The following is a 25,179-nucleotide window of genomic DNA, read 5'->3' on the forward strand; positions in this document are numbered from 1 at the left end:
GTCCCGATCGGGACGGCGGCCCTCAGCCATTGGCAGGTATCAGCCGTTGCAGGAAGATATCAGCGCGAACGCACGAGCGCAGTGCCCGTCGCCCGGTCATGTAGGCCCCTGCCGTCGATGTCGGTGACCAGAGCCGGAGCGATGAAGACGAGCAAGATCTGCCGTCCAAGGGCACGGATCAGTCCGACGCGGACAGGTCCGTCCACGCGAACCACCTGAAGCCCGGCGATGAACTGCCCCGGTGTGAAGGAGAACAACGTCACTGTGACGATCCCTACACCGCACCAGACAAGAAGCGTGTATGCCGACAGCAAGGGGCTCTCGAGCGGATTGTCTCCCACCAGCGCCATCGCGATCGCAATCGACGAGAACCAGTCGATGACCAGCGCGAGAACCCGCTTCCCCGAAGAGACGAGCGCACCCGGGCCGTGTTCCGGAAGTCCGAGCCACTCCCCGGGATACTTCTGTTCCCCGCCCTGCCCCTGAGGAAGGGCCGCCGAGGGACCCGATAGCCAACTACCCGTCATCCGCGCCATGGCACCAGGATAGTCTGGTACGTGCGGACCAGGGCAGACCCGTGCACCCGGCGGTGACCTCTACCACGTTCTTCGGGTCTCACAGCAGGGCAACCTGATGTGTAACACCGGCGAAACATAGGTTTGACGACCGGGCAACACCGGGTCAATACGGTCTGATCCGACGCAGGCGCCCAGCACCAAATGGCGCGCACCGACTGAAGGAGCACAAGCGTGGCGTTCACCACGGCCGAAGAGGTCATCAAGTTCATTGCGGACGAAAATGTCGAATACGTCGACGTCCGCTTCACTGACCTGCCCGGCATCGAACAGCACTTCTCCATCCCCGCGAAGACGTTCAACCAGGATGTCTTCGAAGACGGCTTGGCATTCGACGGATCCTCCGTCCGCGGATTCCAGTCGATCCACGAGTCCGACATGCTGCTCCTTCCCGACGTGACCACCGCACGCCTGGACCCCTTCCGCGCAGCCAAGACGCTGAACGTCAGCTTCTTCGTCCACGACCCGTTCACTCGCGAGTCCTACAGCCGCGACCCGCGCAACGTTGCCAGGAAGGCCGAGGAGTACCTCGCCAGCACCGGCATCGCCGACACCGCGTTCTTCGGTGCCGAGGCCGAGTTCTACATCTTCGACTCGGTCCGTTACGACTCCGCCATGAACGGTGCGTTCTACGAGGTCGACTCGATCTCGGGCAGCTGGAACACGGGTGCCGCGCGCAACGCTGACGGCTCCCCCAACCTCGGCTACAAGGTCCGCGCGAAGGGTGGCTACTTCCCCGTCGCGCCGTACGACCACTACGTCGATCTCCGCGACGCGATCTCCACCAACCTGTCCAACGCCGGGTTCGAGCTCGAGCGCGGCCACCACGAGGTCGGCACCGGCGGCCAGGCCGAGATCAACTACAAGTTCAACACGCTGCTCTCGGCAGCCGACGACCTGCAGCTGTTCAAGTACATCGTCAAGAACACCGCGTGGCAGCACGGCAAAACCGCGACCTTCATGCCGAAGCCGCTCTTCGGCGACAACGGCTCGGGTATGCACGTCCACCAGTCGCTGTGGAAGGACGGCAAGCCACTGTTCCACGACGAGGCCGGTTATGCGGGCCTGTCGGATCTCGCTCGCTGGTACATCGGTGGCATCCTGCATCACGCGCCGTCGCTGCTCGCCTTCACCAACCCGACGATCAACTCGTACCACCGCCTCGTGCCGGGCTACGAGGCTCCGATCAATCTGGTGTACAGCCAGCGCAACCGTTCGGCTGCGGTCCGTATCCCGATCACGGGCAACAACCCGAAGGCCAAGCGCCTCGAGTTCCGCGCACCGGACTCCTCGGGCAACCCGTACCTGAACTTCGCCGCTCAGATGATGGCGGGCCTCGACGGCATCAAGAACAAGATCGAGCCGCTGGCTCCGGTCGACAAGGATCTCTACGAGCTTCCGCCGGAGGAGGCCAAGAACATCCCGCAGGCCCCGACGTCGCTCCCCGCGGTCATCGACCGTCTCGAGGCCGATCACGAGTACCTCACCGAGGGTGGCGTGTTCACCACCGACCTGATCGAGACCTGGATCTCGCTCAAGCGTGAGCAGGAGATCGCTCCGGTCAACCTGCGTCCGCACCCCTACGAGTTCCAGCTGTACTTCGACTGCTGAGTCGAGTAACTGCTTCGGCACTGGCCCGCTCGCTCTGATTCACGCGAGCGGGCCAGTGGCGTTTCGAAACCTTCCACCCTTCGCACGGGTTTCCCCACGAACACAACCAACGGAAACCCGTGTTTCGGAAGGAAACTCTCGCAGATCCGTTTGAATGGTTCCCAATGGAGAACCCTGAGACCCGATCCGTGACGAGCCGCGAGTTGCTCGTGATCTGCGTATTGGCGACTATCGCCGGCGCAGTCATCGGTTTCGTCGGAGGTGCTTTCCGGTGGTGCTTGCACGTCGCGGACGCATGGCGTGCCGATGTTCTCGAGTGGGCACATTCGCTGCCCGGGCCGAATTGGCTGATTCCCATGGCGTTCACCGGACTGTGCGCCGCGACTGCGGCACTGATCGTCGGGCGGGTGCCCCTCGCCGCCGGAAGTGGTATCCAGCATGTGGAAGCAGTCGCCCGAGACGAAGCCGCGCCACCTCCGCTTCGGGTTGTACCTGCAAGATTCATCGGGGGCGTGCTCTCGATCGGTTCCGGTCTCGTTCTCGGGCGCGAGGGTCCGATCGTGCATATGGGTGCGGCAATCGGCTCCGAGACGGCGCGACGGGCGCGCATGGACGACAATCACGTCCGCTCGATGCACAACGCGGTGGCGGGTGCCGGATTGGCCGTCGCCTTCAATGCCCCGGTCGGCGGCGCATTGTTCGTCTTCGAGGAGGTGACCCGGGACTTTCGATTCCGAACGGTCGTCCCTGTCCTCCTTTCAGTGGGCGCCGGAGTCGCCTGCTCGCGTGTGATCCTCGGTAATCGGCCGGATTTTGTCGTGGAGAGGATCGACACACCCTCCATCACATTGCTGCCGGTGTTCTTGGTTTTCGGGCTCCTGACGGGGCTCCTCGGTGCGGCCTACAACTGGCTGATCATCGGCTCTCTCGAACTCGTCGATGCGGTCCACGCGCTGCCACCCGCAGCGAAGGCCGCACTGATCGGTGGCGGAATCGGCTTGCTGGCCTCACTCGCGCCCCTCGCCGCAGGCGGAGGCGATACGGTCTCACAGCACGTGCTTGCCGGGGGTGCACTCACTCTCCCCCTCATCTGTTGGTACGTCGTGATGCGGTTCATTGCCGGCCCGTTGTCGTACGCGGCCGGGACCCCGGGCGGACTGTTCGCACCACTTCTCGCGCTCGGTGCGCTATGGGGAATTCTGTATGCACGCATCGTGGAAGCGGTTGTCCCTGCGGTCGATTCATCGATCGCGCTACCGATGGCGATAGTAGGGATGTCTGCACTTTTCAGCGCGTCCGTGAGGGCACCGCTCACGGGAATCGTTCTTGTCGTCGAGATGACCGCCACGACGAGCGTTACTGTGCCCATGCTGATCGCGTCGGCAGGAGCGGTGGTCGTCGCACATCTCGCAGGGGTCGCTCCGATCTACGACAGTCTGCGCACGCGGCTGCTCGCTTCCCCCGCGCCACCTGCGGAATGAACCACGCGCACTTCAGCCACCGCATCAATCGAACATATATTCCACTCGGTCTTGTAGATCGCAAGTGTGTTCTATACAATTCGATCATGGGTGGGGACCTCTGGAAACTCGACAACACACAACTCATGGCCGAGACGCTCGCCATCTCCGCCGAAATCCACACCTGGCAGGTACACCGCGTCGACCTGATGATCGAAATGGTCGAACGCGACACCGTCAAAGAACACGGCTACCGCAGCCCAGCCCACTGGCTGTGCGCCGCCACCAACCTCGAACTCGGCGAATGCCACCGCATCGAATCGCTGGCACGGCTACTGCGGCTGGAACCGGAAGTGCGCGAAGCGTATTCATCCGGTCTGCTGGATGCGGAGAAAGCTCGGCAGATCGCCTACTTCTGCCAGCACTACCCCCGCACCATGAACCCCTGCGACTTCGAGGAAGCCCGCAGCATCCTGATCGAGCACGCCTCCGAGCGGGTCGCCACGAAAGCGACCGTCCGGGCCGTGATCCGCCGACTCGAACATCTCTACAACACCGGCGACGGACCACCACCGGGCGAAGACTCCTCACGCAACGAACTGTTCATCTCCACCACCTGGCACGGCCGAGTCGTCATCACAGGCGAGTTCGACGCCATCACCGGTGCCCGCCTGCGGCATCTCCTCTCCCCACTTTCCGCGCCGAAGCCTGAAGTCAACGGCGTCAAAGACGATCGACCGGCATCGAAACGCACCGCCGATGCCTTCGATCAACTGTTGCAGTTCGTCGAAGCCGCCGGCCTCGTCCCGGTCGAGGGCGGAGTGAAGCCGCACGTGACGGTCACCGCCTCCATCAAAGATCTGACCAAGAACACCGCCGTGAAAGAACTGTTCACCCACAGTCCTGAGCACGGGTATGCGACCGAACCCTGGGCGGGCCCATTGTCGATCGATGCCGCCCGGATGCTCGCCTGCGATTGTCAGGTCACCCGGATCCTGCTCGACGAACACGGCGTACCGCTCGCACACGGGCGGACGCACCGGACTGCGACGACGGCGCAACGTCGAGCGCTGGCGGTCCGAGATGGCGGATGCGCCTTCCCCGGGTGTTCAACGCCCCCGGCGTGGGCCGATGCCCATCACCTGACCCATTGGGTGGACGGTGGTGATACCGACCTCGACAATTTGGTGTTGTTATGTGGTCATCATCATCGGTTGATACACCACACAGACTGGCACGTGGAAATCACCGACGAGCGTCGGCCGCAGTTCATCCCTCCCTCGAGTGTCGATGTGTTCCGCACGCCGATCCCGGGGAACAGACCGGAGTTGGTCGCCTAGCTCCACAACAGAACACGACAACAGCCACCGTTGCCAGGGCACCCGTGTGCCCTGGCGGCGGTGGCTTCAGCCGTGAAGTTGCTGCGCCCGACTACACAGGCTCAGGTTCCCTGGCCTTCCCCTCTGCCGCGGCCCGCTCACCGGCTTCCGCTGCGAGGCGCCGTCCCAGCACCGACTTGCGGCGACCATAGGCGAAGTACACAACCACGCCCAGCGCCATCCACACCGCGAACCGGATCCACGTCTCGACCGACAGGTTCAGCATGAGCCACCCACACGCGACCACCGCGAGGATCGGGACCCACGGCATGAGCGGCACCCGGAACCCGCGCGGCAGGTCAGGACGGGTACGTCGAAGCACCATCACACCGATGCACACAAGGACGAAGGCGAACAGGGTGCCGATGTTGACCATCTCTTCGAGCACCCCCATCGGGAACACCGCTGCGAGCACCGCGACGACACCACCGACGATCAACGTGATGCGCACGGGAACACCCTTGCGGTTCGTTGTGGCCAGCTTGCGCGTCACCAGCCCGTCCCGCGACATCGCGAACAGCACCCGGGTCTGGCCGAGCATCATCACCATGACCACCGTGGTGAGTCCGGCGAGACCGCCGATGTTGATGACCATCTGCGCCCAGCCGATACCGTGCGCCTCGAATGCGGTGGCGAGGGTGGCACTTCCATCCCCGACCAGCGGGCTTCCCGTCCGCAGATCGGTGTACTTGACCATGCCGGTCAGCACGAGAGTGACACCGACGTAGAGCACTGTGACGATTGCGAGAGATCCGAGAATTCCTCGCGGCAGTGCTTTCTGCGGGTTCTTCGTCTCCTCAGCGGTCGTAGCGACCACGTCGAATCCGATGAAGGCGAAGAAGACGAGGCTCGACGCGGCGAGAAGGCCGTACCAGCCGTAACTGCTGCCATCGGCTCCCGTGAGCGCGGAGAACAGGGACTGATGCACGCCGTGCGCGACGTCCTGGGACTCTTCGGCCGGCGGAATGTACGGCGAGTAGTTGCTCTTGTCGATGTAGAAGATGCCGACGACGATGACGAGCAGCACCACAGCCACCTTGATCGCAGTGACGACCGCCGACACCCGCGACGACACCTTCGTGCCGATCGCGAGAACGATCGTGATCGCACCGACGATGAGCAGTGCACCCCAGTCGACGGAGAGCGGCCCCAGATCGATCGCGGCACTTCCGCCGAACATGCCACCGAGGTAGAGCGACCACCCCTTGGCGACAACCGCGGAGGCCAACGCGAATTCGAGGATCAGGTCCCATCCGATGATCCACGCGACGAATTCACCGAAGGTGGCGTAGGAGAAGGTGTATGCACTACCCGCGACGGGCACGGCCGACGCGAATTCCGCGTAGCACAGCGCGGCGAGCCCACAGGCGATCGCAGCGAGAACGAATGCCAACGAGATGGACGGTCCGGCAACGTTACCCGCGGTGCGCGCGGTGAGGGTGAAGATCCCGGCACCGACGACGACAGCGACACCGAATACCGTCAGATCCTTGGCGGTCAGCTCTTTTCGTAGTCGCGAGCTGGGTTCGTCGGTGTCTGCGATCGATTGTTCGACTGATTTGGTGCGCCATATGCCGACTCCGGGCATGGTGTGCTCCTCGGGTGGGTTGTGGTGCCCGCCGAGCCCTGTGGACGATCGGTGGGCAACAGCTCAGGGGATGCGTGCCGCGGTATAGCAAGCTGCATCGCATGAGCATTTCAATGCAGCAATCATGGCACTACAGCCATCCGTGTCAAGAACTTTCGAATCAGCTGATCAGTATGATCAAATGGTGATACGCATCACAACAGAAAGGGTGTCATGGTGTTCAGTCTCGACCGGCTCGACACAGCTCTCCTTGCGGAGCTCACACACAACCCCAGGGCGGGCATCGTCGATCTCTCGGCGAAGCTCGGCGTGGCACGCAACACCGTCCAATCGCGGATCAAGAAACTCGAAGAATCCGGCGCGGTCACCGGGTATCGCCCGGTGGTCGACCTCCCCACGCTGGGGCTGCCCCTCCAGGCATTCATCGGCGCCGAACTCGTCCAGGCACGGATGGGCCACGTGATCGCCGAACTCGAGCGGTTCCCCGAGGTCCTCGAAGTGCACGCGACGACAGGACGCGAAGATCTCCTGATCAGAATGGCCGCCCAGTCGCAGGAAGACCTGCTGCAGGTCCTCGAGCGCATCCACAGCATCGAAGGGGTCGCGCACACCACGACGACGCTGGCGCTCACCACCCCGGTGGCGTATCGCACGCAGCCGCTGCTCGAACATCTCACCCGAGACGCGGGGCACGGACGCTCCGCTTCCACCGGTCGACCCTGACAGCCCGTCACCACGACGAGGAGGGAGTCGCCCATGGGCGACTCCCTCTCACGATCAACGCGTGTCAGGCAGAATCGATGCGCTGCTCCGCAATTCGGTTCGCGGCGGCGCCGGGCATGATGTCCAGCTCCCGCGACACATCGAAGATCTCGACGGTGCGATCGAAGATCTCCTCCACCCGGCCGCGGACGGCAACAGCGTCGGAGCCGTCCACCTCACCGGCGACCTGGATCAGGCCTCCCGCATTCGCCACATAGTCGGGAACCCAGGTGATACCGCGACCGCGCAGCACCTTTTCGACGCCCGGGTCGGCCAGTTGATTGTTGGCTGCGCCACACACCAAGGATGCATCGAGCACTCCCCCGGTCGCCGCCGTCAGTGTGCCACCGAGAGCACACGGGGCGTATACATCCAGCGACGACGTGAGCACTCCGTCGGCCACCTGCACCGATGGGAAGTCCACTGCGACCCGCGCCAGCGCTACCGGGTTCACGTCGGACACGACGATGTCGGCGCCATCGCGGGCGAGCAGTTCGACAAGCTGGTAGCCGACCTTCCCCAGCCCTTCTACGCCCACTCTGCGACCAGCGAGAGTGTCCCTCCCCCAGACGGTTCGGGCACCCGCCCTCATCGCCTGAAAGACACCGAGCGCGGTCAACGGCGAGCTGTCGCCGGAGCCTCCCGCCGCCGTGGTCCGTCCCACCGCATGAGCGGTGTGCGCGCCGACCACGTCGAGGTCGCCGGCGTGGGTACCGACATCCGCGGCGGTGATGTACCGGCCGCCGAGCGACTCGACGAACCTCCCGTATGCGGCGAGCAGCTCGTCGCTCTTGTCGGTGGCCGGATCACCCAGGATGACGGCTTTGCCGCCACCGAGGTTCACTCCCGACACCGCCGCCTTGTATGTCATGCCCCACGACAGTCGCAGCACGTCCTCGAGTGCTGTCGCCTCGTCGGCGTAGGGATAGAAGCGGGTGCCGCCGAGAGCCGGTCCGAGGGTCGTCGAGTGAATCGCGATGATCGCGCGCAGACCGGTGGCGGCGTCCTCGTGGAAGACGACCTGTTCGTGCGGCCGGTCGGTCAGGCATCGAGAGCGGCCGAAGACGCCGAGAGCGGGATCGGTGACGGTCGGGCGGACGACAGTGGAGGTGGTCACGTGCGGGTTCCCTTCGGAGGATGCGAATCGGATGGCAGGAGAGGACAACTCAGAACTCGGCATCGACGCCGAACTCTTTGAGCCGGGCGCGGTACTGCTCGACGGAGCGCAGTTTGATGTCCTCGTAACCGCGCACCATGTCCGGAAGTTCCGCGATCCGGACGGCACGGTCGTACGAGTCGGTGTTCAGATCGGCGACGATCTGCTCGATCACGGCGGTGTAGTGCGCGAGCAGTGCACGTTCGGTCCGCCGGACGTGGGCGTAACCGAACGGATCGAACCGGGTTCCGCGCAGGCGCTTCGCTTTGGCGAGCATCCGCAGGGTCGAATGCGACTTCGGTCCGAATCCGACCTTCTTGCTGCGGCCGAGCGCCCGCAGCACGGGCGGATGCAGGCGGTAGGTGAGCTGGTGTCCGCCGGGCACCTGAGCCTGCACGTCGTCGACGAAGGCGGGGTCGACGAGCATACGTGCGACCTCGTACTCGTCCTTGTAGGCCGTGAATTTGAACAGGCCTCGGGCCACGGCCTCACTGAGGTCGGTGCGGTCGGTGAGACGACGTTCGGTGGCCCACACGGAGTGCACCCGTTCGATGTATTGCGCAGCGAGCGCCTCGTCCTGGAAATCGATGAGAGCGGCAGCGCGGATCTTCACCAGTCGCTGCACTTCACCATCGAAAGCGGTGCCGTCGAACAACCGGTCCGGCGCGATCGTCACGGCACGGTCGCGGCGTGCCGGTTCGGTGGCCTCGCGGAACGCATCGGGGTCGGCGATCGCCGCGCGCCCCCACCGGAATGCAGCGATGTTGGTCGCCGCCGCGACACCGTTGATCTCGATCGCTTCCTCGATCGCGGCTGCCGGGATCTGCAGTCCTCCGAGTTGGTGCGCGGCGCCCACGATCAGGAAGTTCGCGGCGGCGGTCTCACCGAACAGCGCCTCCGACGCAGCGAGCGCGTCGAACGAGGCCAGTTCGCGAGTGGTCGCCTCGAGCCGCGCGAGCAGACCGTCCTCGTCGGGGTGACGGATCGACCGGTCGTACACCATGTCTCCGGTGGGTGTGCGGCTCGTCGACGCGACCGCGACGGTTGCGGCGGTGTTCGCGTAGGCGAGGTTCTTCGGCTCGGTGGCGGTGAGCAGATCGAGCGCGAGCAGGCACGATGCCCCACCTGTGCCGACGCGGTTGCCCGGTTCGAGGTCGCCCACGGCAAAGCGCAGATGGGAGACCACCGGACCGGCCTTCTGACTCATCCCGATCTGGTCGAGCGATTCGACCTCGAATCCGGCACGTAGCGCCGCGGTGGCGAGCACCTGGTTGACGGTGACGATGCCGGTGCCGCCGATTCCGGCGAGGAAGACATTGCTGGTCCCTGTCGGAACGTCGACGGTGGCGTCCGGCACGGCGGGCGGTATCGGCGCGGTGCGCGGCTCGAGCTTGCGATCCGGTGTGGTTTCGACCGTCACGAACGACGGGCAGTCCCCGTCGAGGCACGAGTAGTCGGTGTTGCACGACGTCTGGTCGATCCGCGTCTTGGGGCCGAATTCGGTGTCGACAGGCTGGACCGACAGGCAGTTGCTCTTGACACCGCAGTCTCCGCACCCCTCACAGACCGCTTCGTTGACGACCACTCGGGTGGTGCGGGCGGGCAGAGTGCCGCGCTTGCGCTGACGACGCGCGTCGGCGGCGCAGTGCTGGTCGTAGATGAGTACGGTGACGCCCGGAACCTCCCGCAGCAGTTTCTGTGCTTCGTCGAGCCGGTCACGGTGCCAGACCACAGTGCCTCGCGCGAGGGTCCGCTTGCGGTGCCGCGCGGGTTCGTCAGAACAGATGATGATCTTGCGGACGCCCTCGGTGGTGAGTTTGTGAGTCAGGGCGGGGATCTTCAGGGCGCCTTCGGCATCCTGCGCGCCGGTCATCGCAACAACGTCGTTGTAGAGCAGCTTGTAGGTGATGTTCACGCCGGCCGCGACACATGCCTGGACGGCGAGCTGACCGGAATGGAAGAAGGTTCCGTCGCCGACGTTCTGGAACATGTGCCCGATGTCGGTGAACGGTGCCTGCCCGATCCATTGAGCACCCTCCCCACCCATCTGGGTCAGGCCCGTCACGGCACTGTCGGTGCGACCGGACAGAGTGACCAGGGTGTGGCAGCCGATTCCGCCGCCGCCGATCGAACCCTCGGGCAGGGCGGTGGAGCGGTTGTGGGGGCAGCCGCTGCAGAAGTACGGGGTGCGCGAGGTGGAGAGAACTTCGAGTGGCAACTGCGGCAGGGGGCCAGGACCGAGTTCGATGTACTCGCGCAGCACGCGGCGGAGCGGCCCGCGGATCCGGCCGGCGGTCAGTTCACCGTCGAAAGGCACGAGCGGACGCCCATCCGCATCCTTCTTGCCGAGGATGCGCGGCGCGGAATCCGTCCCGTAGAGGATCTCTCGGATCTGGGTTTCGACGAAGGCCGTCTTGTCCTCGACCACGATCAGTTCGTCGAGTCCGCGCGCAAAATCCCGGACGAGGTCCGGCCCGAGGGGGTACGGCATTCCTATGCGCAGCAACCGAATTCCCGCGCGATGCAGGTCCGCGTCGGCGACGCCGAGGTCGAGCAGCGCCTGCCGCAGCGCGTCGAAGGTGGTTCCGGTGGCCGCCAGGCCGATCCGGGCGTGCGTCGGATCGACCTCGACGACGTCGAGTGCGTTGGCCTTGCCATAGGCCAGGACGGTCTTCCAGCGCGGCCCGTACAGGTCGGCCTCGGCGAGCACGCTGTCGCCCGGGGCCGCCATCGGCCGCTGGCGGTACGTGAACGGCCGCCCTTCCCATTCGATCTCGGGGACGATGATGGACAGATCCGACACCGACCCGTCGATCGACCAGGCCCCGTCGGCAACGTCGGCGACGATCTTGAGCGCAACCACACACCCGGACGCGCGTGACAAAGCGACACCGTGCAGGCCCATTGTGACGATCTCGGCAGCGTTGCGCGGGTACAGCACGGGGATGCCCAGTGCCGCGAGGGACCGTTCACTCACTGCGGGCACGGTGGAGGATTTCGACGCCGGGTCGTCGCCGACCATCAGCAGCATGCCGCCGTGCGGGTCGACGCCGTACATGTTGGCGTGCCGCAGCGCGTCGGTGGCGCGGTCGAGGCCGGGCCCCTTCCCGTACCAGACGCCGACCACACCGTCGTGGGTCGGAGTGCCTGCCCCGAGCTGTCCTTGACTCCCCCACACCGAGGTCGCTGCGAGCTCCTCGTTGAGACCGGGGGTGAAGGTGATGTCGTGCTCGGCGAGCACCTTCGGCATGCCGTGCAGCATCTTGTCGAGGCCACCGAGTGGACTGCCCTGATAGCCGGAAATGAACGTCGCGACCCGGCGGCCGTCGCGGATGTCTCGCACATGTTGTTCGACGAGCTGCCGCGCAATTGCCTGCACGCCGGTGAGCAGGACCGTGCCCGAACCGGATCGATACCTGTCGTCCAGGTCGTAGGGATGTCGTTCACTTTCGCGGATCGTGGTTTCCGTCATCGCGCACCACCGTTCGTTCGGCGCGGCACTCGATTCATCGCGCCGCTTCGATCACATCATTTGGTTCAGTAATGCTCGCGATATATGCCCGAAAGTGTCAATGAAAAACTTTTCAGCGAGTCATTTTGATCTCATGTGACCTGACGCACATACAAATAGGTGCGCAGTGTGATCAGTCCCGCATCGGCGTGACTCCCGCGTTCGACGTCTCGGCGGACAGCAAAGTCACTTGCACACGCGCGTACAATTGATGAGGTACGACACATTTTGCCGGAATTCCTGGCAGAAGTGTCGGGGATGCGCTATGCACCGCGCTTCTTGCGACCGAGGGGGTCGGCGCTTTCATGTGAGGTGGGGAATCCGCGCATTCGGTCGGCAGGCCGCAGCATCGCTCTGCCGATCTGGACACCGGGCACGCTGATCACGGGGCACGCCCGGGCAGAGCACTGAATACCGACCTGTCTCCGAAAGGAGGCCGTCATGCGTACGACTATTTCGGCCGCAGCATGCGCAGCCGCCGGCGCCCTGCTTCTGAGCCCTCTGGCGGCGGGGATTGCAACAGCCCAGAATGCACCGAACACCGTGGGGATGTCGCAAGAGCAAGCAACCAGGGTATTGAACGATTCGGGCGCGCCCTGGCACATCATCAGTCGGGCAGGCAGCACACTTCAGGACTGCACAGTGACCGAGCAACGCGACCTCGGCTACGACACCGAGACCGAACAGGAATGGGACTACGACAAAGAGGAATGGAAAACCGTGGAAGTCGACGTATGGCGAGGAGTCGGACTGATCATCTTCTGCAACTGAGAGCGACACGGCCCCATGCATGTTCGAAGGGGAACACGCACGGGGCCGTCGGCAGCGGAGTCCGAGGACTCAGAGTTCGCGGAATCTCGGAATCAGATGTTCGGCGACATGCTTCGCCTCGTCGATGAGCGGCCAGCCGGCCAGGATCAGCGAGGTCAGCCCCGTCCTGTCGCGTAGTGTCCGCACGTGTCCGGTGATCTCGTCGGGTGTACCCGCGTAGTACACCGCCGACGATCCGGTCGCGAAGATGTCCAGCGGCGACCATGCCGTGATGCCCGCGTAGAGCCCGTCACCGAGGTACAGATCCTCGGGCTCGGGAAGCTTTCCCGCGTTGATCGTGTCGACCCAGCCCTGACGCTGCGCATCGCGGGCGGTGAAGGTCTTCAGATCCTGTTCTCCATGGGTGCGACGCCGGACCGCATTGTCGAGCACCTCGCGGATCCGGTCGACACCGGCGTCCTCGAACAACGACCGGAACCGGTCGAGCGCCTCCGCCTGCGTCGGCCGCACGATGACGCCCGACAGCGCGCCGAAATCGGTGTATTCGCGCCCTTCAGCGGCCGCCGACTCTCGCGCCGCGGCGAACTTGGCTTCGACGAAAGCCGTGTCGCGCAGCATGATCAGGTAGGCGTCGAGAACTTTACCTGCGTTCTGCAGCCCGGCAGGTGAATCGCCGGTACCCCACAGCGGTACCGAATGACCACCGGAGGGCGGATCGATGCGCAGGGGCGTGTTCGGGAAGTTCGATTCCGTACCCTCGGCGTAGATGCGGTGGAAGTCGGCCCAGTACTGTTCACCGAGTTCGTAACGTCGGTCGTGCTCGACGTTCATGTCGTACTTCGTGAGGATGTTCTCGCGCCCGTTGACCGAGTTGATCATCAGTCGGCCGCCACTGAATGCGTCGAAGGTGAGCGCCTTCTCCGCAAGCAACCGGGCCGGTGTCATGTTGGCATACACCGCGACGAGGAACTTCATCCGACTGGTGTGTGCCGCAGCCCAGGTCGCGGAGATGAATGGATCGTTCGGCCAGGTCGCGACGAGCGCCCCGTCGAAACCACCCTCATCGATGGTTTCGGCAAGCTCGATCTGCCGTCGACCGTCGACGGGATACAGCCCGTCGGGGCTCCACGGGTAGTCGCCATCGGCCTGTGTGAGATACCAGAAAGTCTTGATGCCCATCAGTTTTCGTCCTTCTTCGGCAGTTCGATTGCCTCGATGCGGGCGCGGGTGCGCAGGGTGTCGGCGTCGACCGCGTAGAGCGCATCGAGGTAGGCCACCGCGAACGAACCCGGGCCGGACGAGTTCTGCTCGGCGATCTCGGCCGCGACCGCGACGTGCGTGTGCGCAGCCGCCAGTCCGATCAACGCGGTCGGGGCGACCGCAAGGTAGGCGGCGACAAGCCCGCCGAGCGAGCATCCGGTAGAAGTCACCCGGGGAAGCATGGCGCTGCCGCCTGCGATGCGCAGCCCGGTGACCGCACCGTCACGGTCGCGGCCCACGAGGTAATCGACCGGTCCTGATGCGGACACCGCATCGGAATGGTCGAGCAGGGCGAGCGCTGCCGGGATCGCCGCCGCCGCCTCGTCGGCACTGTCGACGCCGCGTGTGTCGCCGCCCAGCCCCGCCAGCGCGATGATCTCGGAGGCGTTGCCACGGATCGCAGTGGGCCGGTGGGCGAGCAGGTCTGCGGCGAGTCCGGTACGCCACGGCAGCCCCCCGACACCGACCGGGTCGAGGACCCACGGGGTTCCCGCGTCGTGTGCAGATTCGGCGGCTGCAGTGAATGCGGCGGCGGTGCCGTCGTCAGGTGTCCCGAGGTTGACGAGAACCCCACCGGCGATGCGCGCGAAACCGCCCGCCTCGTGGGCGTTGTCGATGTGGGCGTTGCTGGCACCTGCCGCGAGCAGAACATTGGTCAGGAAGTTCGCCGACACAATGTTGGTCAACGACTGCACCAGCGGAGTGCGGGAGCGCAACTCGTCGAGAGCGGCGGCGAGATCGTCGATCGTCGGCGCGTTCGTCGTGGGGGTCATGGGGTTCCTGTCACAGGGCGTCGGGTCTGGCTGGGGCGAGGAGTCGGCACACACGGTGCCCCGTACATCGCGTCATACCGCTCTCCTGTCGTCCGAGATCATCGGCAGCGTCGGATCCTCAGCCCACTCCGCGAGGGAGCCGTCGTAGACCGCGATGTCGTCGTGACCGATCCGAACCAAGGCGAGCGCGACCAGACATGCGGACACCCCGCCACCGCAGTAGACGACAAGTGGACGCGCAGCGGCGGCCAGTGCGGATTCGACCTGCGCTGCGAGCTCCGAGCGAGTGCGCAGGACTCCCACATCGAGGAGGCTCTTGGCAGGTAGGTTCCGGCTGCCGGGGATGCGGCCGCGACGCGCGTATCTCGTGGTCGCGGTGCCGGCGAAGTGTTCGGGGTCGAGTGCACACAGCAGCGTCCCCGGGGCCGTACCCGCACTGACGGCAAGGACGTCGTCCCGGTCGCGCCACAGGCCGTGGTCGGTGACATCCGCCGGTTCGATCCCTGCCCGCGGTTCGGACGGTTCCGAGGAGACCGGAAGGCCGAGTTCGGTCCAGCGGGCCAGCCCACCGTCGAGGACTCGCGCCGCGATGCCGATGTTGCGCAGCATCCACCACACCCGCGACGCCCAGGTCATCTCTCCCGCGTCGTACACCACGATGTCGGTGCCGGGCCCGGAGCCGATGCTGGCCAGTGCGGCCGCCAGATGTTCGGGTTCGGGCCGTGTGAAATGCAGCGGCGCGTCGGGCGCACTGAACTCGCCGAGCAGATCGACGTGCACGGAGCCGGGGATATGCGCATCCGACCAGGCCGAGAGCCCCGATTCTGGGCGGTAGTCTCCATCGAACCGCGGCTTCGGAAACGAGACGGAGGCGTCGATAACGACGAACGCCGCAAGGTCGCGCGCAAGATCCTCGGCGGCGACCAGCACATTGTCACCACGGGAATCGTCGTCACCACGGGAATCGTCGCCCCGTACAGCCCTCGGCTTCTCCTCGATCACCTCTGCGACGCTAAACGACGAATAACGTATACGCAAGTATCCGATTGTCGTCGATGGCATAATCTCCGCATACACCTGCGAAAGGGGAGCAATGACCGACCGGGATACCACGGCCGACCTGACCGGCTCATTACTCGGAGAGCTTCCCACCGGACGCGACGATCAGACCTCGAAGCAATACCTGAGGCTGCGCGCCGACGTCCTCGCGGGCAAGTTCCCCCGCGGCGCGGCTCTGCACGAGACTCAGCTCAGCGAGACCTACGGAGCCTCACGCACCCCCATTCGGGAAGCCCTGAACTGGCTTGCCCACGACGGCCTGCTCGAGCGCGCCACACGGGGATTCCGGGTCCGGTCGGGAACTCCCGAGGATGTCATCGAGATCTACGCCGCGCGAGTGGCCCTCGAATCCGAAGCCGCCGGAGCCGCAGCAATCCGCCACACCGAACTCGACCTCGCCCGGCTCGAGCAGCTCCACACCTTCTGCTGCTCGGCCTCCGACGACACCGACGTCCGCGCCGGGAACTTCCGCTTCCACGAAGCACTGTGGCAGGCCGCCCACAACGCCACCATCACCGCACTCCTCATCCGGTTGACCACACAGCTCCGGATCTACGACTCGGGCCCGCCGTCGACCTACGGCGAGCCCGACGTACTCAACGACGAACACGACCTGATCTTGACTGCACTGCGTGCACGCAACGAGTCGGCCGCCCGCGAACACATGCGTGCGCACCTCGAACGCAGCCGCGAACTGCGCATCAAGATGTTCGCCGGAGGCTGAGTTCGGAGAACGAATGCTTCAGTGCCCGTTCACTTCTCCGCCGAATACCCGCTCGACCACTGCCCTCGCACGACGCGTCACCCGCAGGTAGTTGTCGAGGAACTCGGACGCATCATCGCCGTCTCCGCCCGCGGCGCTCGCCACAGCCGCGAGCTGCCGACCCGGACCTGGAAGCTGATCACTCGGCTTTCCCCGCACCAGGACGAGGGCATTACGCGCACGGGTGGCGGTGATCCACGCGTCACGGAGCAACTCGACGTCGGCCGCACTGATGAGTTCGGCGGCACCGATCGCGTCGAGCGTCTCGAGGGTCGACGTGTTGCGCAGCGACTCGATCTCGTGCGCGTGCTGGAGTTGCAGCAATTGCACGGTCCATTCGACGTCGGACAGTCCGCCGCGACCCAGTTTCGTGTGAGTCGCCGGATCGGCGCCGCGTGGCAGCCTTTCGGAGTCCATCCGAGCCTTGATCCGGCGAATCTCCCGCACCGCATCCTGCGTGACCCCGCCTTCGGGGTAGCGCACGCGGTCGATCATGTGAAGGAAGCGGAGCCCGAGCTCGGGGTTGCCCGCGACGGTGTGGGCACGTAGCAACGCCTGGATCTCCCACGCCTCTGCCCACTGCGTGTAATACGCCTCGTACGACTCGAGGGTGCGCACCAGTGCACCGCTGCGTCCCTCGGGGCGCAGGTCGAGATCGACTTCGAGCGGGGGGTCGGTGCTCGGCGCTCCCAGAAGTGAGCGGACCTGCTCGGCGACGGACACCGCCCACTTCAGGGCGACGGTCTCGTCGGCGCCGGGCAGCGGTTCGCACACGAACAGCACGTCGGCATCGGATCCGTAACCGAGTTCGGCACCACCGAGCCGGCCCATGCCGATCACTGCGATACGCGCAGGCGCCGGACCCTTCGTACGTTCGGACCCCCGGATCACCGCGGCCAGCGCAGCTTCCAGAACCGCCGACCATACGGACGAGAGCGCTTCGCACACTTCGGGCACCGAGAGCATCCCGAGGAGATCCGCGCTCGCGATCCGCGCGAGTTCCGCCCGGCGCAGTGAACGCGACGCCGCGATCGCCCGCGCAGGGTCGTCGTAGCGCGACGACGACGTGACAATCGCCTTCCACACCTCGGCAGGTTTCGCTTCGAGCAGGCGCGGCCCTGTGGAGGCAGCGGCATAGAGCCGGATGACGTCCGGTGACTTGATGAGGAGTTCGGGCACGTACGCCGAGGTTCCCAGCACCTTCATCAAGCGTTCCGCGACCGAAGGCTCGTCGCGCAGCACCCGAAGGAACCATACCGTGTCGTACAACGCGTCGGACAGTCGACGATACGCGAGCAAACCACCGTCGGGATCGACTGTTTCGCCGAGGGATTCGAGCAACTGGGGAAGCAACAGGGCCTGGATCCGCGCCTTACGGGATGCTCCCCCGGACAGCGCAGCGAGGTGTTCGAGGGCATGCCACGGTGCGGTGTAGCCGAGCGCCGCGAGCTGCCGGACGGCAGCGTCCGGCGACAGACGCACCGCGTCCTTCTCGAGCCGGGTCACCGATTCGAGGAGTGGACGGTAGAACAAGCGCGCGTGGAGCCGACGGATTCGCGCGGAGTTGCGTTTGATCTCCGACTGAAGGACGCCGAGCGAATCGTTGCGTCCGTCCGGTCGCATGTGCGCCGCGCGCGCGAGCCAACGCAGGTTCTCGCGGTCGTCCGGAGACGGAAGGGTATGGGTGCGCTTGAGTCGTTGAAGCTGCAGACGGTGTTCGAGCAACCGGAGGAACTCGTACGACGCGCGCAGATTCGCGGCGTCGTCACGCCCGACGTATCCGCCGTCCGCGAGCGCGGACAACGCTTCAACGGTGTTGGACACACGCAACGACTCATCGGTGCGGCCGTGCACCATCTGCAGTAACTGCACCGCGAACTCGACATCGCGCAGACTGCCTTTTCCGAGCTTGAGTTCGCGTTCCCGCAGATCCTCCGGGACGAGTTCTTCGACCCGGCGACGCATTGCCTGCACCTCCGGCACGAACGCTTCGCGTTCCGAGGCCGTCCACACCAACGGGCTCAGCGCTTCGATGTAGCGACGCCCCAGGTCGAGGTCGCCGGTCATCGGTCTGGCCTTGAGCAGTGCCTGGAATTCCCACGTCTTGGCCCACCGGTTGTAGTACGCCACGTGGGATTCGAGGGTGCGCACCAATTCGCCGCGTTTCCCTTCGGGGCGGAGCGCGGCGTCGACTTCGAAGAACGCCGACGTTCCGATGCGCATCATTTCGCCCGCGATACGGCTCGCCCGCGCATCGGCGGGCTCGGCGACAAAGATCACGTCGACGTCACTGACGTAATTGAGTTCGCGCGCACCGCATTTACCCATCGCAACGACTGCGATGTCATGGGGGCACGGCTCATCGGGGATGACGGTGGCCAACGCCACTGCGAGCGCCGCGGTCAGTGCGGCGTCGGCGAGATCGGAGAGCCGTTCGCCCACTTCGAGGTAGGGCACGACCGGTTCGTTCTCGACCGTCGCAGCAAGATCGGCTGCGGCGATGAGCATGAGTTGATCACGGTACGTCGTCCGCAATGCCGCAACGGCGTCCGGACCTGTGATGCCTGCACGGTGGATCAGTCGGTCGGACCGCCCACCGGTTTCTGGGACCGACGCGACGCAGTCGAGCATCCGGACGGTGAACGTGTGCCGGTCGGGTAGTTCGAGAGTGCCGGTGAGCATGCGCCACCGGTCGGGGTGTGCGACGACGTGGTCGCCGAACGCCGCAGAGGAACCGAAGAGGGCGAGCAATCGTCCCCGAAGGCTCTTGTCGATACGCAACGCTTCGTCGAGCTCGGCCCATCCGCGCTCGCCGAGTACGTCGGCGAGGCGGCTCAGGGTCCGCAGCGCGAGGTCTGCGTTGGGCGCCCGGGACAGCGCCCACATCAGTTCGATGCTCCCGACGTCCGTCCACCCCAGTTGCGCCAGCTCGTCGGCCGCGGTGCGTTCGACGAGTCCGAGCCGTCCGGGCCCTGGGATGGCGGAGCGCGCAGGCGGCGGCTTCACCATGGCGTCTACAGCCCCAGGTACTGCTCGAGCTCGAACGGGGTCACCTGACTCCGATAGTTCTCCCATTCCCGCCATTTGTTACGCAGGAAATAGTCGAACACGTGTTCACCGAGGGTTTCGGCGACCAGTTCCGAGTTCTCCATCTCGCGCAACGCGATGTCGAGGTCGGTGGGCAGCTCCTTGTAACCCATCGCCCGGCGTTCGGCGGCCGTCAGTGCCCACACGTCGTCCTCTGCCTCGGGCGCGAGGGTGTAACCCTTCTCGATGCCCCGCAAGCCGGCCGCGACCAGCACTGCGAACGCAAGGTACGGGTTGCAGGCCGAGTCCGGGGTACGGATCTCGACTCGGCGCGACGATGCCTTGTTCGGCGTGTACATCGGTACGCGGACGAGCGCCGATCGGTTGGACGGCCCCCAGCATGCAGCGGTGGGGGCTTCACCGCCGTGCACGATGCGCTTGTACGAGTTGACCCACTGATTGGTCACCGCGCTGATCTCGGGCGCGTGCTCGAGGATGCCTGCGATGAACGCCTTGCCCGTCGCCGAGAGCTGCAGCGGATCGTCCGGGTCGTGGAATGCGTTGGTCTCGCCCTCGAACAACGACATGTGGGTGTGCATCGCCGAGCCCGCGTACTGCTGGAAAGGCTTGGGCATGAATGTGGCTCGCACGCCCTCTGCCATCGCGATCTCTTTGACCACGTAGCGGAAGGTCATCACGTTGTCGGCCATCGACAGCGCATCGGCGTACCGCAGGTCGATCTCCTGCTGACCGGGCGCGGTCTCGTGATGGCTGAACTCCACGGAGATCCCCATCGATTCGAGTGCGTCGATGGCGTGGCGACGAAAGTGTGGTGCCGAACGGTGCACCGACTGGTCGAAGTAGCCGCCGTCGTCGGCCGGGACCGGCGGAGCGCCGGGTTCGCCGTTCTCGACGAGGAAGAACTCGATCTCGGGGTGCACGTAGCAGCTGAAACCCAGATCGCTCGCCTTGTTGAGCTGACGACGCAACACGTGCCGTGGGTCTGCCCAACTCGGGGTGCCACCCGGCATGGTGATGTCGCAGAACATCCGCGCCGAGTACTGGTGGCCGCGGTCGTCCATCCAGGGCAGCACCTGGAAGGTCGTGGCATCGGGGCGCGCGACCATGTCGGCCTCGGAGATGCGGGAGAAGCCCTCGATGGCCGAGCCGTCGAAGCCGATGCCTTCTTCGAAGGCACCCTCGAGTTCGGCCGGGGCGATCGCCACGGATTTGAGGGTCCCGACAACGTCGGTGAACCACAGACGCACGAACCGAATGTCGCGCTCTTCGAGGGTGCGGAGCACGAACTCCTTCTGGCGATCCATATCGGCGAGCGTAGGCATGATCCGTTAATTCCGTGTTACATCGCCCATTCCCATTCGTGGCGTGTCGCTCACACTCGCGCCGGGTCAGCAGTGCGGGTCGGTCCCGGGTACCTCGAGGTCGACGAAATAGCTGATCACAGCGTCATCGACACAGTCGTTACCGTCGAACACAGCGGTGTGCTGGTTTCCGTCGAAGCTCACCAATGCGCCCCCGAGCTGACGGGCCAGGTCCACCCCGGCCTGGTACGGGGTGGCAGGATCGCCGGTCGTCGAGACCACGAGCACGGGAGGCAACCCGGGCACGTCCGGGGTGTGCGGTTCCCCCGTCGCCGGAACGGGCCAGAATGCGCACACGTCGAGGGGCGCCTCCCCGGTTCCGCGTCCGTCGTCGAGGAAGGGCGCCGCCTGCCGGAAACGCATGTCGAGTTCACCCGCGATCGCCCGATCGGTCACCGGCTGGTCGTCGACGCACCGGACCGCGTTGAACGCGTCGTTGATGTTGCTGTAGGTGCCGTCGTCCTGTCGCCCTTCATACAGATCAGCGAGACGGAGGAGCGTGTCGCCGGTGCCGTCGGCGACGGCGCTCAGGCCGGCGCGCAGCGACCCCCAAAGAGCGGACGAGTACAGGCCCTGCTGAACTCCGGTGATCGCGTCGCGATAGCTCAGCCCCCGCGGGTCTGTAGTGCGAGCAGGCGCCGCGATCAGCGGCCCGACGAGTTGATGGAACCGTGTCGACGCCTGTGCCGGATCGTTGCCCAGCGGGCAGTCGCCCAGATCCGCGCAGTCGGCAGCGAACTCGTCGAATGCCTTCTGGAACCCTTCTGCCTGCAACACGATCTCCTCGACCGGGTCCTGCTCCGGGTCGATCGCGCCGTCGAGGACCATCGCGCGCACCCGATCGGGGAAGGTTTCCGCGTAGACCGTGCCGAGCCGGGTTCCGTACGAATACCCGAGAAAGTTCAAGGAGTCGTCGCCGAGCACACCTCGGATCACATCCATGTCGCGCACCACGTCCGCGGTGCCGACATGGGCGAGCAGATCCTCGCCGGTGCGTTCCGCGCACAACTGCGCGTACTCGCGGTTGCGTTTCTCGGCCGCCTCGATCCCTGCGGGACTGCGATCACCGTCGTCGACGGCGCGATCGGCATCGGTCTCCGCGGCGGTGAGGCATCGGATCTGAGGGTCGGACGAACCGATGCCGCGCGGATCGAATCCGACGATGTCGAACTGTCCGGTCAGTTCGGTACCTGTCGCAGCGAGCACGGTGGACAACCCCGATGCCCCGGGCCCTCCGGGGTTGACCAGGATGGAACCGATCCGATCGCCGTCCGCCTCGATCCGCGAGACCGCGAGCATCACGGTCTGCCCGTTCGGATCGGCGTAATCGAGCGGCACCGAGATCCGGCCGCACTGGGCGCCGCTCCGAGCAAGAACCGGGCCGTCGATGCCGTAACCACCGCAGCCCTCCCACTCGACGTTCTGCTGGTAGAAGTGCGCCAGTTCCTCGGGCACCGCGACCGTGGACGGCACTCGCTCCTCTGTCGCGGTATCCGCGCATCCGGCCAGCACCAGTGCACCCACTGCGACGAGGACAACGGACAGACGACGTGAGCGCACACGCGCAGAAACCGGCACCCTCGGATCGTGCCATGTTCACGACTGCATCCCACCGTGTGACCAAACGCACCGACTCGAAGTCTTAGCCCTTGCCTTCACCGGTGGCAGACTGAGACTGTCATCACCCGCCCGGGGACCCTCAGTAGGGCCTCGAGGAAGAAAGAGACAATGATGTCGGAAAATGTGACGTCCGTGTACGGTGGCGGCCCCGCCCCGGCAGACACCCCCAAGCGCAAGACGCGAGTCCACCACCTGCAAGCGATGAAGGCCGAAGGCGCCCGCTGGGCAGAGTTGACCGCGTACGACTACTCCACTGCCCGCATCTTCGAAGAGGCCGGAATTCCGGTGCTCCTCGTCGGCGACTCCGCCGCCAACGTCGTCTACGGCTACGACACCACGGTGCCGGTGACCGTCGACGAACTTCTCCCGCTGGTCCGCGGCGTCGTCCGCGGAGCCCCGCACGCCCTCGTGATCGCCGACCTGCCGTTCGGTACCTACGAGGCGTCCCCCGAGCAGGCCCTCGCCACCGCCATCCGGTTCATGAAGGAAGGCGGCGCGCACGCCGTCAAGCTCGAGGGCGGCGAACGCATCGCACCCCAGATCGCTGCGCTCACCGCTGCCGGCATCCCCGTGCAGGCACACATCGGCTTCACACCGCAGTCCGTCAACACCCTCGGCGGGTTCCGGGTGCAGGGCCGTGGCGACGGCGCGGAACAACTCATCACAGACGCCATCGCAGTGCAGGAAGCCGGCGCATTCTCCGTCGTGATGGAGATGGTTCCCGCCGAGATCGCAGGCCAGGTCACCCGCAAGCTGACCATTCCCACGGTCGGCATCGGCGCAGGCAACGAATGCGACGCGCAGGTACTCGTCTGGCAGGACATGGCCGGATACACGAGCGGCAAGACGGCGAAGTTCGTCAAGAAGTTCGGGTCGATCGGCGACGACTTGCGCAGTGCGGCAGCGCAGTATGCGACCGAGGTCGCGAGCGGAGCCTTCCCCGGCCCCGAACACTCCTTCTGAGATCGTTCTACGGCAACGGCACCGCACCCGAATTCGGGTGCGGTGCCGTTGCCGGATGCGCTCACCGATTCTTCAGGGTCGGGTGGCACACTCGACCGCGACCACGACCACCGAACCGTGAGGTGCGCACTCCCCATGACCCGATTCCGACGCGTTCCCGTCGCTGCTGCCGCAGCTGCAGCCATGATCGGCCTCCTCGGCGCATGCGCCCCCGGAACCACCGCGGATCCCACGACGTCGAACACACCGCCGGCCTCCGAACCGGCGCAGGGGCCCGGCGGTGTCACCGAAGCCCAGGCCGCCGACCTGTGCGCCCGCATGGAGGGCCAACTGCAGAGCTGGCGTACTTACACGCCGTCCGTCGGCAAGGGTGGTCTGAACATCCTCGTCGGTGAATGGGGTGCGGCGAACGGTGTCGATCTGATCGCGCTGGCCGGCGATCGCGCGCGCGTCGACACCATCACCTCCGAACAGTGCTCCCAGGTGCGCGACGAGACGTTGTCCTCCCTGCAGATTCCGGATCTCGCGTCGGCCCTCGTCGGGTTCTAGGCGATGACCGAACGTCGCGAGCCGTACCCCGCGATCGAACCGTACGAGCACGGCTACCTCCCTGTCGGCGACGAACAACAGGTGTACTGGGAGGTCAGCGGAAACCCGGACGGCAAGCCCGTGGTGTTTCTCCACGGCGGGCCGGGGGGTGGTATCTCACCCGAGCAGCGCAGGTTCTTCGACCCCGAGGCCTACCGGATCGTGATGTTCGACCAGCGCGGGTGCGGTCGTTCGCGGCCGCATGTCGCGGACGGGGCCGACCTGTCGGCCAACACGACCGACCATCTCCTCGCCGACATCGAACGGCTGCGCATTTTCCTGAACATCGAGCGGTGGATGGTGTTCGGCGGATCGTGGGGATCCACACTCGCGCTGGCCTATGCGCAACGTCATCGCGACCGGGTCACCGAATTGGTGCTGCGCGGAATCTTCCTACTGCGCCGCGCCGAGATCGACTGGTACTACAACGGGGGTGCCGGGGCGGTCTTCCCGGATCTGTGGGAAGGGTTCCTCGCACCGCTGACCGGCGCGGTCGCCGGCGAGCATCCGGTCGACACCTATCACCGGCTGCTGCACTCCCCCGACCCGGACGTCGCGTTGCGCGCAGCGGTCGCATGGTCGACCTGGGAGGGCGGAACGAGTTCGCTGCTGCCGCAACCCGGACATGTCGCCGACACCGCGGAGCCCCGCTTCGCACTCGCCTTCGCCCGTATCGAGAACCACTACTTCTACCATCGCGGGTTCCTCGACGAAGGGCAGTTGTTGCGGGACGCGCACCTCCTCGACGGAATCCCCGGCGTGATCGTGCAGGGCCGTTACGACGTGGTGTGCCCCGCGACGAGCGCGTGGGATCTCCATCGCGCCTGGCCCGACTCGGCGTTGCACATCGTCGATGACGCCGGGCATTCTGCGCACGAGCCCGGTATCACCCACCATCTGCTGGAAGCGACAGATCTGTTCCGATAGCACC

19 protein-coding genes are annotated in these 25,179 nt (G+C 65.5%); 9 read left to right on the plus strand and 10 right to left on the minus strand.

The features are described 5' to 3' along the window. Positions 1 to 59: 59 nt before the first annotated feature. Positions 60 to 536 (minus strand): RDD family protein, encoded by a 477-nt coding sequence (locus ACFWCF_RS09700; RefSeq protein WP_378560274.1) that lies wholly within the window; start codon positions 534 to 536, stop codon positions 60 to 62. 213 nt (positions 537 to 749) lie between these two features. On the opposite strand from ACFWCF_RS09700, the gene glnA reads away from it, so the two are divergent. The 3 genes from glnA (at position 750) to ACFWCF_RS09715 (ending at position 4,986) form a co-directional block, all read left to right on the plus strand. Next, positions 750 to 2,186, plus strand: a complete 1,437-nt coding sequence (gene glnA / locus ACFWCF_RS09705; protein ID WP_378560277.1) for a type I glutamate--ammonia ligase — start codon at positions 750 to 752, stop codon at positions 2,184 to 2,186. A 164-nt stretch (positions 2,187 to 2,350) separates the two neighbouring features. After that, positions 2,351 to 3,667: a ClC family H(+)/Cl(-) exchange transporter gene (locus ACFWCF_RS09710; RefSeq protein ID WP_378560280.1), complete on the plus strand. Its 1,317-nt coding sequence runs from the start codon at positions 2,351 to 2,353 to the stop codon at positions 3,665 to 3,667. 86 nt (positions 3,668 to 3,753) lie between these two features. Next, entirely contained in the window at positions 3,754 to 4,986 is a 1,233-nt protein-coding gene (locus ACFWCF_RS09715; RefSeq protein WP_378560283.1) for a DUF222 domain-containing protein, read from the plus strand. 91 nt (positions 4,987 to 5,077) lie between these two features. On the opposite strand, the gene ACFWCF_RS09720 is transcribed toward ACFWCF_RS09715, so the two are convergent. Then, complete coding sequence (locus ACFWCF_RS09720; protein ID WP_378560286.1) at positions 5,078 to 6,613, minus strand: amino acid permease; 1,536 nt, start codon at positions 6,611 to 6,613, stop codon at positions 5,078 to 5,080. A gap of 216 nt (positions 6,614 to 6,829) precedes the next feature. Between ACFWCF_RS09720 and ACFWCF_RS09725 the strand changes: the two genes are divergently transcribed. Further along, positions 6,830 to 7,336 carry an Lrp/AsnC family transcriptional regulator gene (locus ACFWCF_RS09725; protein ID WP_378489869.1) on the plus strand — a complete coding sequence of 169 codons (507 nt, stop codon included), beginning with the start codon at positions 6,830 to 6,832 and terminating at the stop codon, positions 7,334 to 7,336. A gap of 64 nt (positions 7,337 to 7,400) precedes the next feature. Here ACFWCF_RS09725 and ACFWCF_RS09730 read toward each other — a convergent pair whose 3' ends face one another. Continuing rightward, positions 7,401 to 8,492 (minus strand): Glu/Leu/Phe/Val dehydrogenase, encoded by a 1,092-nt coding sequence (locus ACFWCF_RS09730; protein WP_378560289.1) that lies wholly within the window; start codon positions 8,490 to 8,492, stop codon positions 7,401 to 7,403. Between the two features lie 49 nt (positions 8,493 to 8,541). Further along, entirely contained in the window at positions 8,542 to 12,003 is a 3,462-nt protein-coding gene (locus ACFWCF_RS09735) for an indolepyruvate ferredoxin oxidoreductase family protein (RefSeq protein ID WP_378560292.1), read from the minus strand. A 480-nt stretch (positions 12,004 to 12,483) separates the two neighbouring features. Here ACFWCF_RS09735 and ACFWCF_RS09740 point away from each other — a divergent pair, with 480 nt between their 5' ends. After that, positions 12,484 to 12,813: a hypothetical protein gene (locus ACFWCF_RS09740; protein WP_378489854.1), complete on the plus strand. Its 330-nt coding sequence runs from the start codon at positions 12,484 to 12,486 to the stop codon at positions 12,811 to 12,813. A gap of 69 nt (positions 12,814 to 12,882) precedes the next feature. Here the strand turns inward: ACFWCF_RS09740 and ACFWCF_RS09745 are convergent, their stop codons facing one another. From ACFWCF_RS09745 to ACFWCF_RS09755, 3 genes are all read right to left on the minus strand, one after another. After that, positions 12,883 to 13,992: an LLM class flavin-dependent oxidoreductase gene (locus tag ACFWCF_RS09745; protein ID WP_378560295.1), complete on the minus strand. Its 1,110-nt coding sequence runs from the start codon at positions 13,990 to 13,992 to the stop codon at positions 12,883 to 12,885. After that, on the minus strand, positions 13,992 to 14,846 hold the full coding sequence (thiM, locus tag ACFWCF_RS09750; protein WP_378560298.1) for a hydroxyethylthiazole kinase: 855 nt from the start codon (positions 14,844 to 14,846) through the stop codon (positions 13,992 to 13,994). Before thiM ends, ACFWCF_RS09745 begins: the two co-directional genes overlap by 1 nt. 72 nt (positions 14,847 to 14,918) lie before the next feature. After that, positions 14,919 to 15,848 carry a sulfurtransferase gene (locus ACFWCF_RS09755; protein WP_378560301.1) on the minus strand — a complete coding sequence of 310 codons (930 nt, stop codon included), beginning with the start codon at positions 15,846 to 15,848 and terminating at the stop codon, positions 14,919 to 14,921. Positions 15,849 to 15,939: 91 nt separating this feature from the next. Between ACFWCF_RS09755 and ACFWCF_RS09760 the strand changes: the two genes are divergently transcribed. After that, positions 15,940 to 16,629: a GntR family transcriptional regulator gene (locus ACFWCF_RS09760; RefSeq protein WP_378560304.1), complete on the plus strand. Its 690-nt coding sequence runs from the start codon at positions 15,940 to 15,942 to the stop codon at positions 16,627 to 16,629. Positions 16,630 to 16,647: 18 nt separating this feature from the next. Here ACFWCF_RS09760 and ACFWCF_RS09765 read toward each other — a convergent pair whose 3' ends face one another. From ACFWCF_RS09765 to ACFWCF_RS09775, 3 genes are all read right to left on the minus strand, one after another. Then, positions 16,648 to 19,677: a bifunctional [glutamine synthetase] adenylyltransferase/[glutamine synthetase]-adenylyl-L-tyrosine phosphorylase gene (locus tag ACFWCF_RS09765; protein WP_378560307.1), complete on the minus strand. Its 3,030-nt coding sequence runs from the start codon at positions 19,675 to 19,677 to the stop codon at positions 16,648 to 16,650. A gap of 5 nt (positions 19,678 to 19,682) precedes the next feature. Continuing rightward, positions 19,683 to 21,020 carry a glutamine synthetase family protein gene (locus tag ACFWCF_RS09770; RefSeq protein WP_378489848.1) on the minus strand — a complete coding sequence of 446 codons (1,338 nt, stop codon included), beginning with the start codon at positions 21,018 to 21,020 and terminating at the stop codon, positions 19,683 to 19,685. An 84-nt stretch (positions 21,021 to 21,104) separates the two neighbouring features. Further along, positions 21,105 to 22,655, minus strand: a complete 1,551-nt coding sequence (locus tag ACFWCF_RS09775; RefSeq protein ID WP_378560310.1) for an alpha/beta hydrolase — start codon at positions 22,653 to 22,655, stop codon at positions 21,105 to 21,107. Between the two features lie 153 nt (positions 22,656 to 22,808). On the opposite strand from ACFWCF_RS09775, the gene panB reads away from it, so the two are divergent. The 3 genes from panB (at position 22,809) to pip (ending at position 25,175) form a co-directional block, all read left to right on the plus strand. Continuing rightward, the gene (panB, locus tag ACFWCF_RS09780; RefSeq protein ID WP_378560859.1) at positions 22,809 to 23,660 is read left to right on the plus strand and encodes a 3-methyl-2-oxobutanoate hydroxymethyltransferase; all 852 of its coding nucleotides are present in this window, start codon (positions 22,809 to 22,811) and stop codon (positions 23,658 to 23,660) included. 135 nt (positions 23,661 to 23,795) lie between these two features. Beyond that, positions 23,796 to 24,209, plus strand: a complete 414-nt coding sequence (locus tag ACFWCF_RS09785) for a hypothetical protein (protein WP_378560314.1) — start codon at positions 23,796 to 23,798, stop codon at positions 24,207 to 24,209. A gap of 3 nt (positions 24,210 to 24,212) precedes the next feature. Continuing rightward, positions 24,213 to 25,175 (plus strand): prolyl aminopeptidase, encoded by a 963-nt coding sequence (gene pip / locus ACFWCF_RS09790; protein WP_378560317.1) that lies wholly within the window; start codon positions 24,213 to 24,215, stop codon positions 25,173 to 25,175. Positions 25,176 to 25,179 lie beyond the last annotated feature (4 nt).

It is taken from the genome of Rhodococcus sp. NPDC060090, assembly GCF_042729855.1.
In the GTDB taxonomy this organism is placed as follows: domain Bacteria; phylum Actinomycetota; class Actinomycetes; order Mycobacteriales; family Mycobacteriaceae; genus Rhodococcus.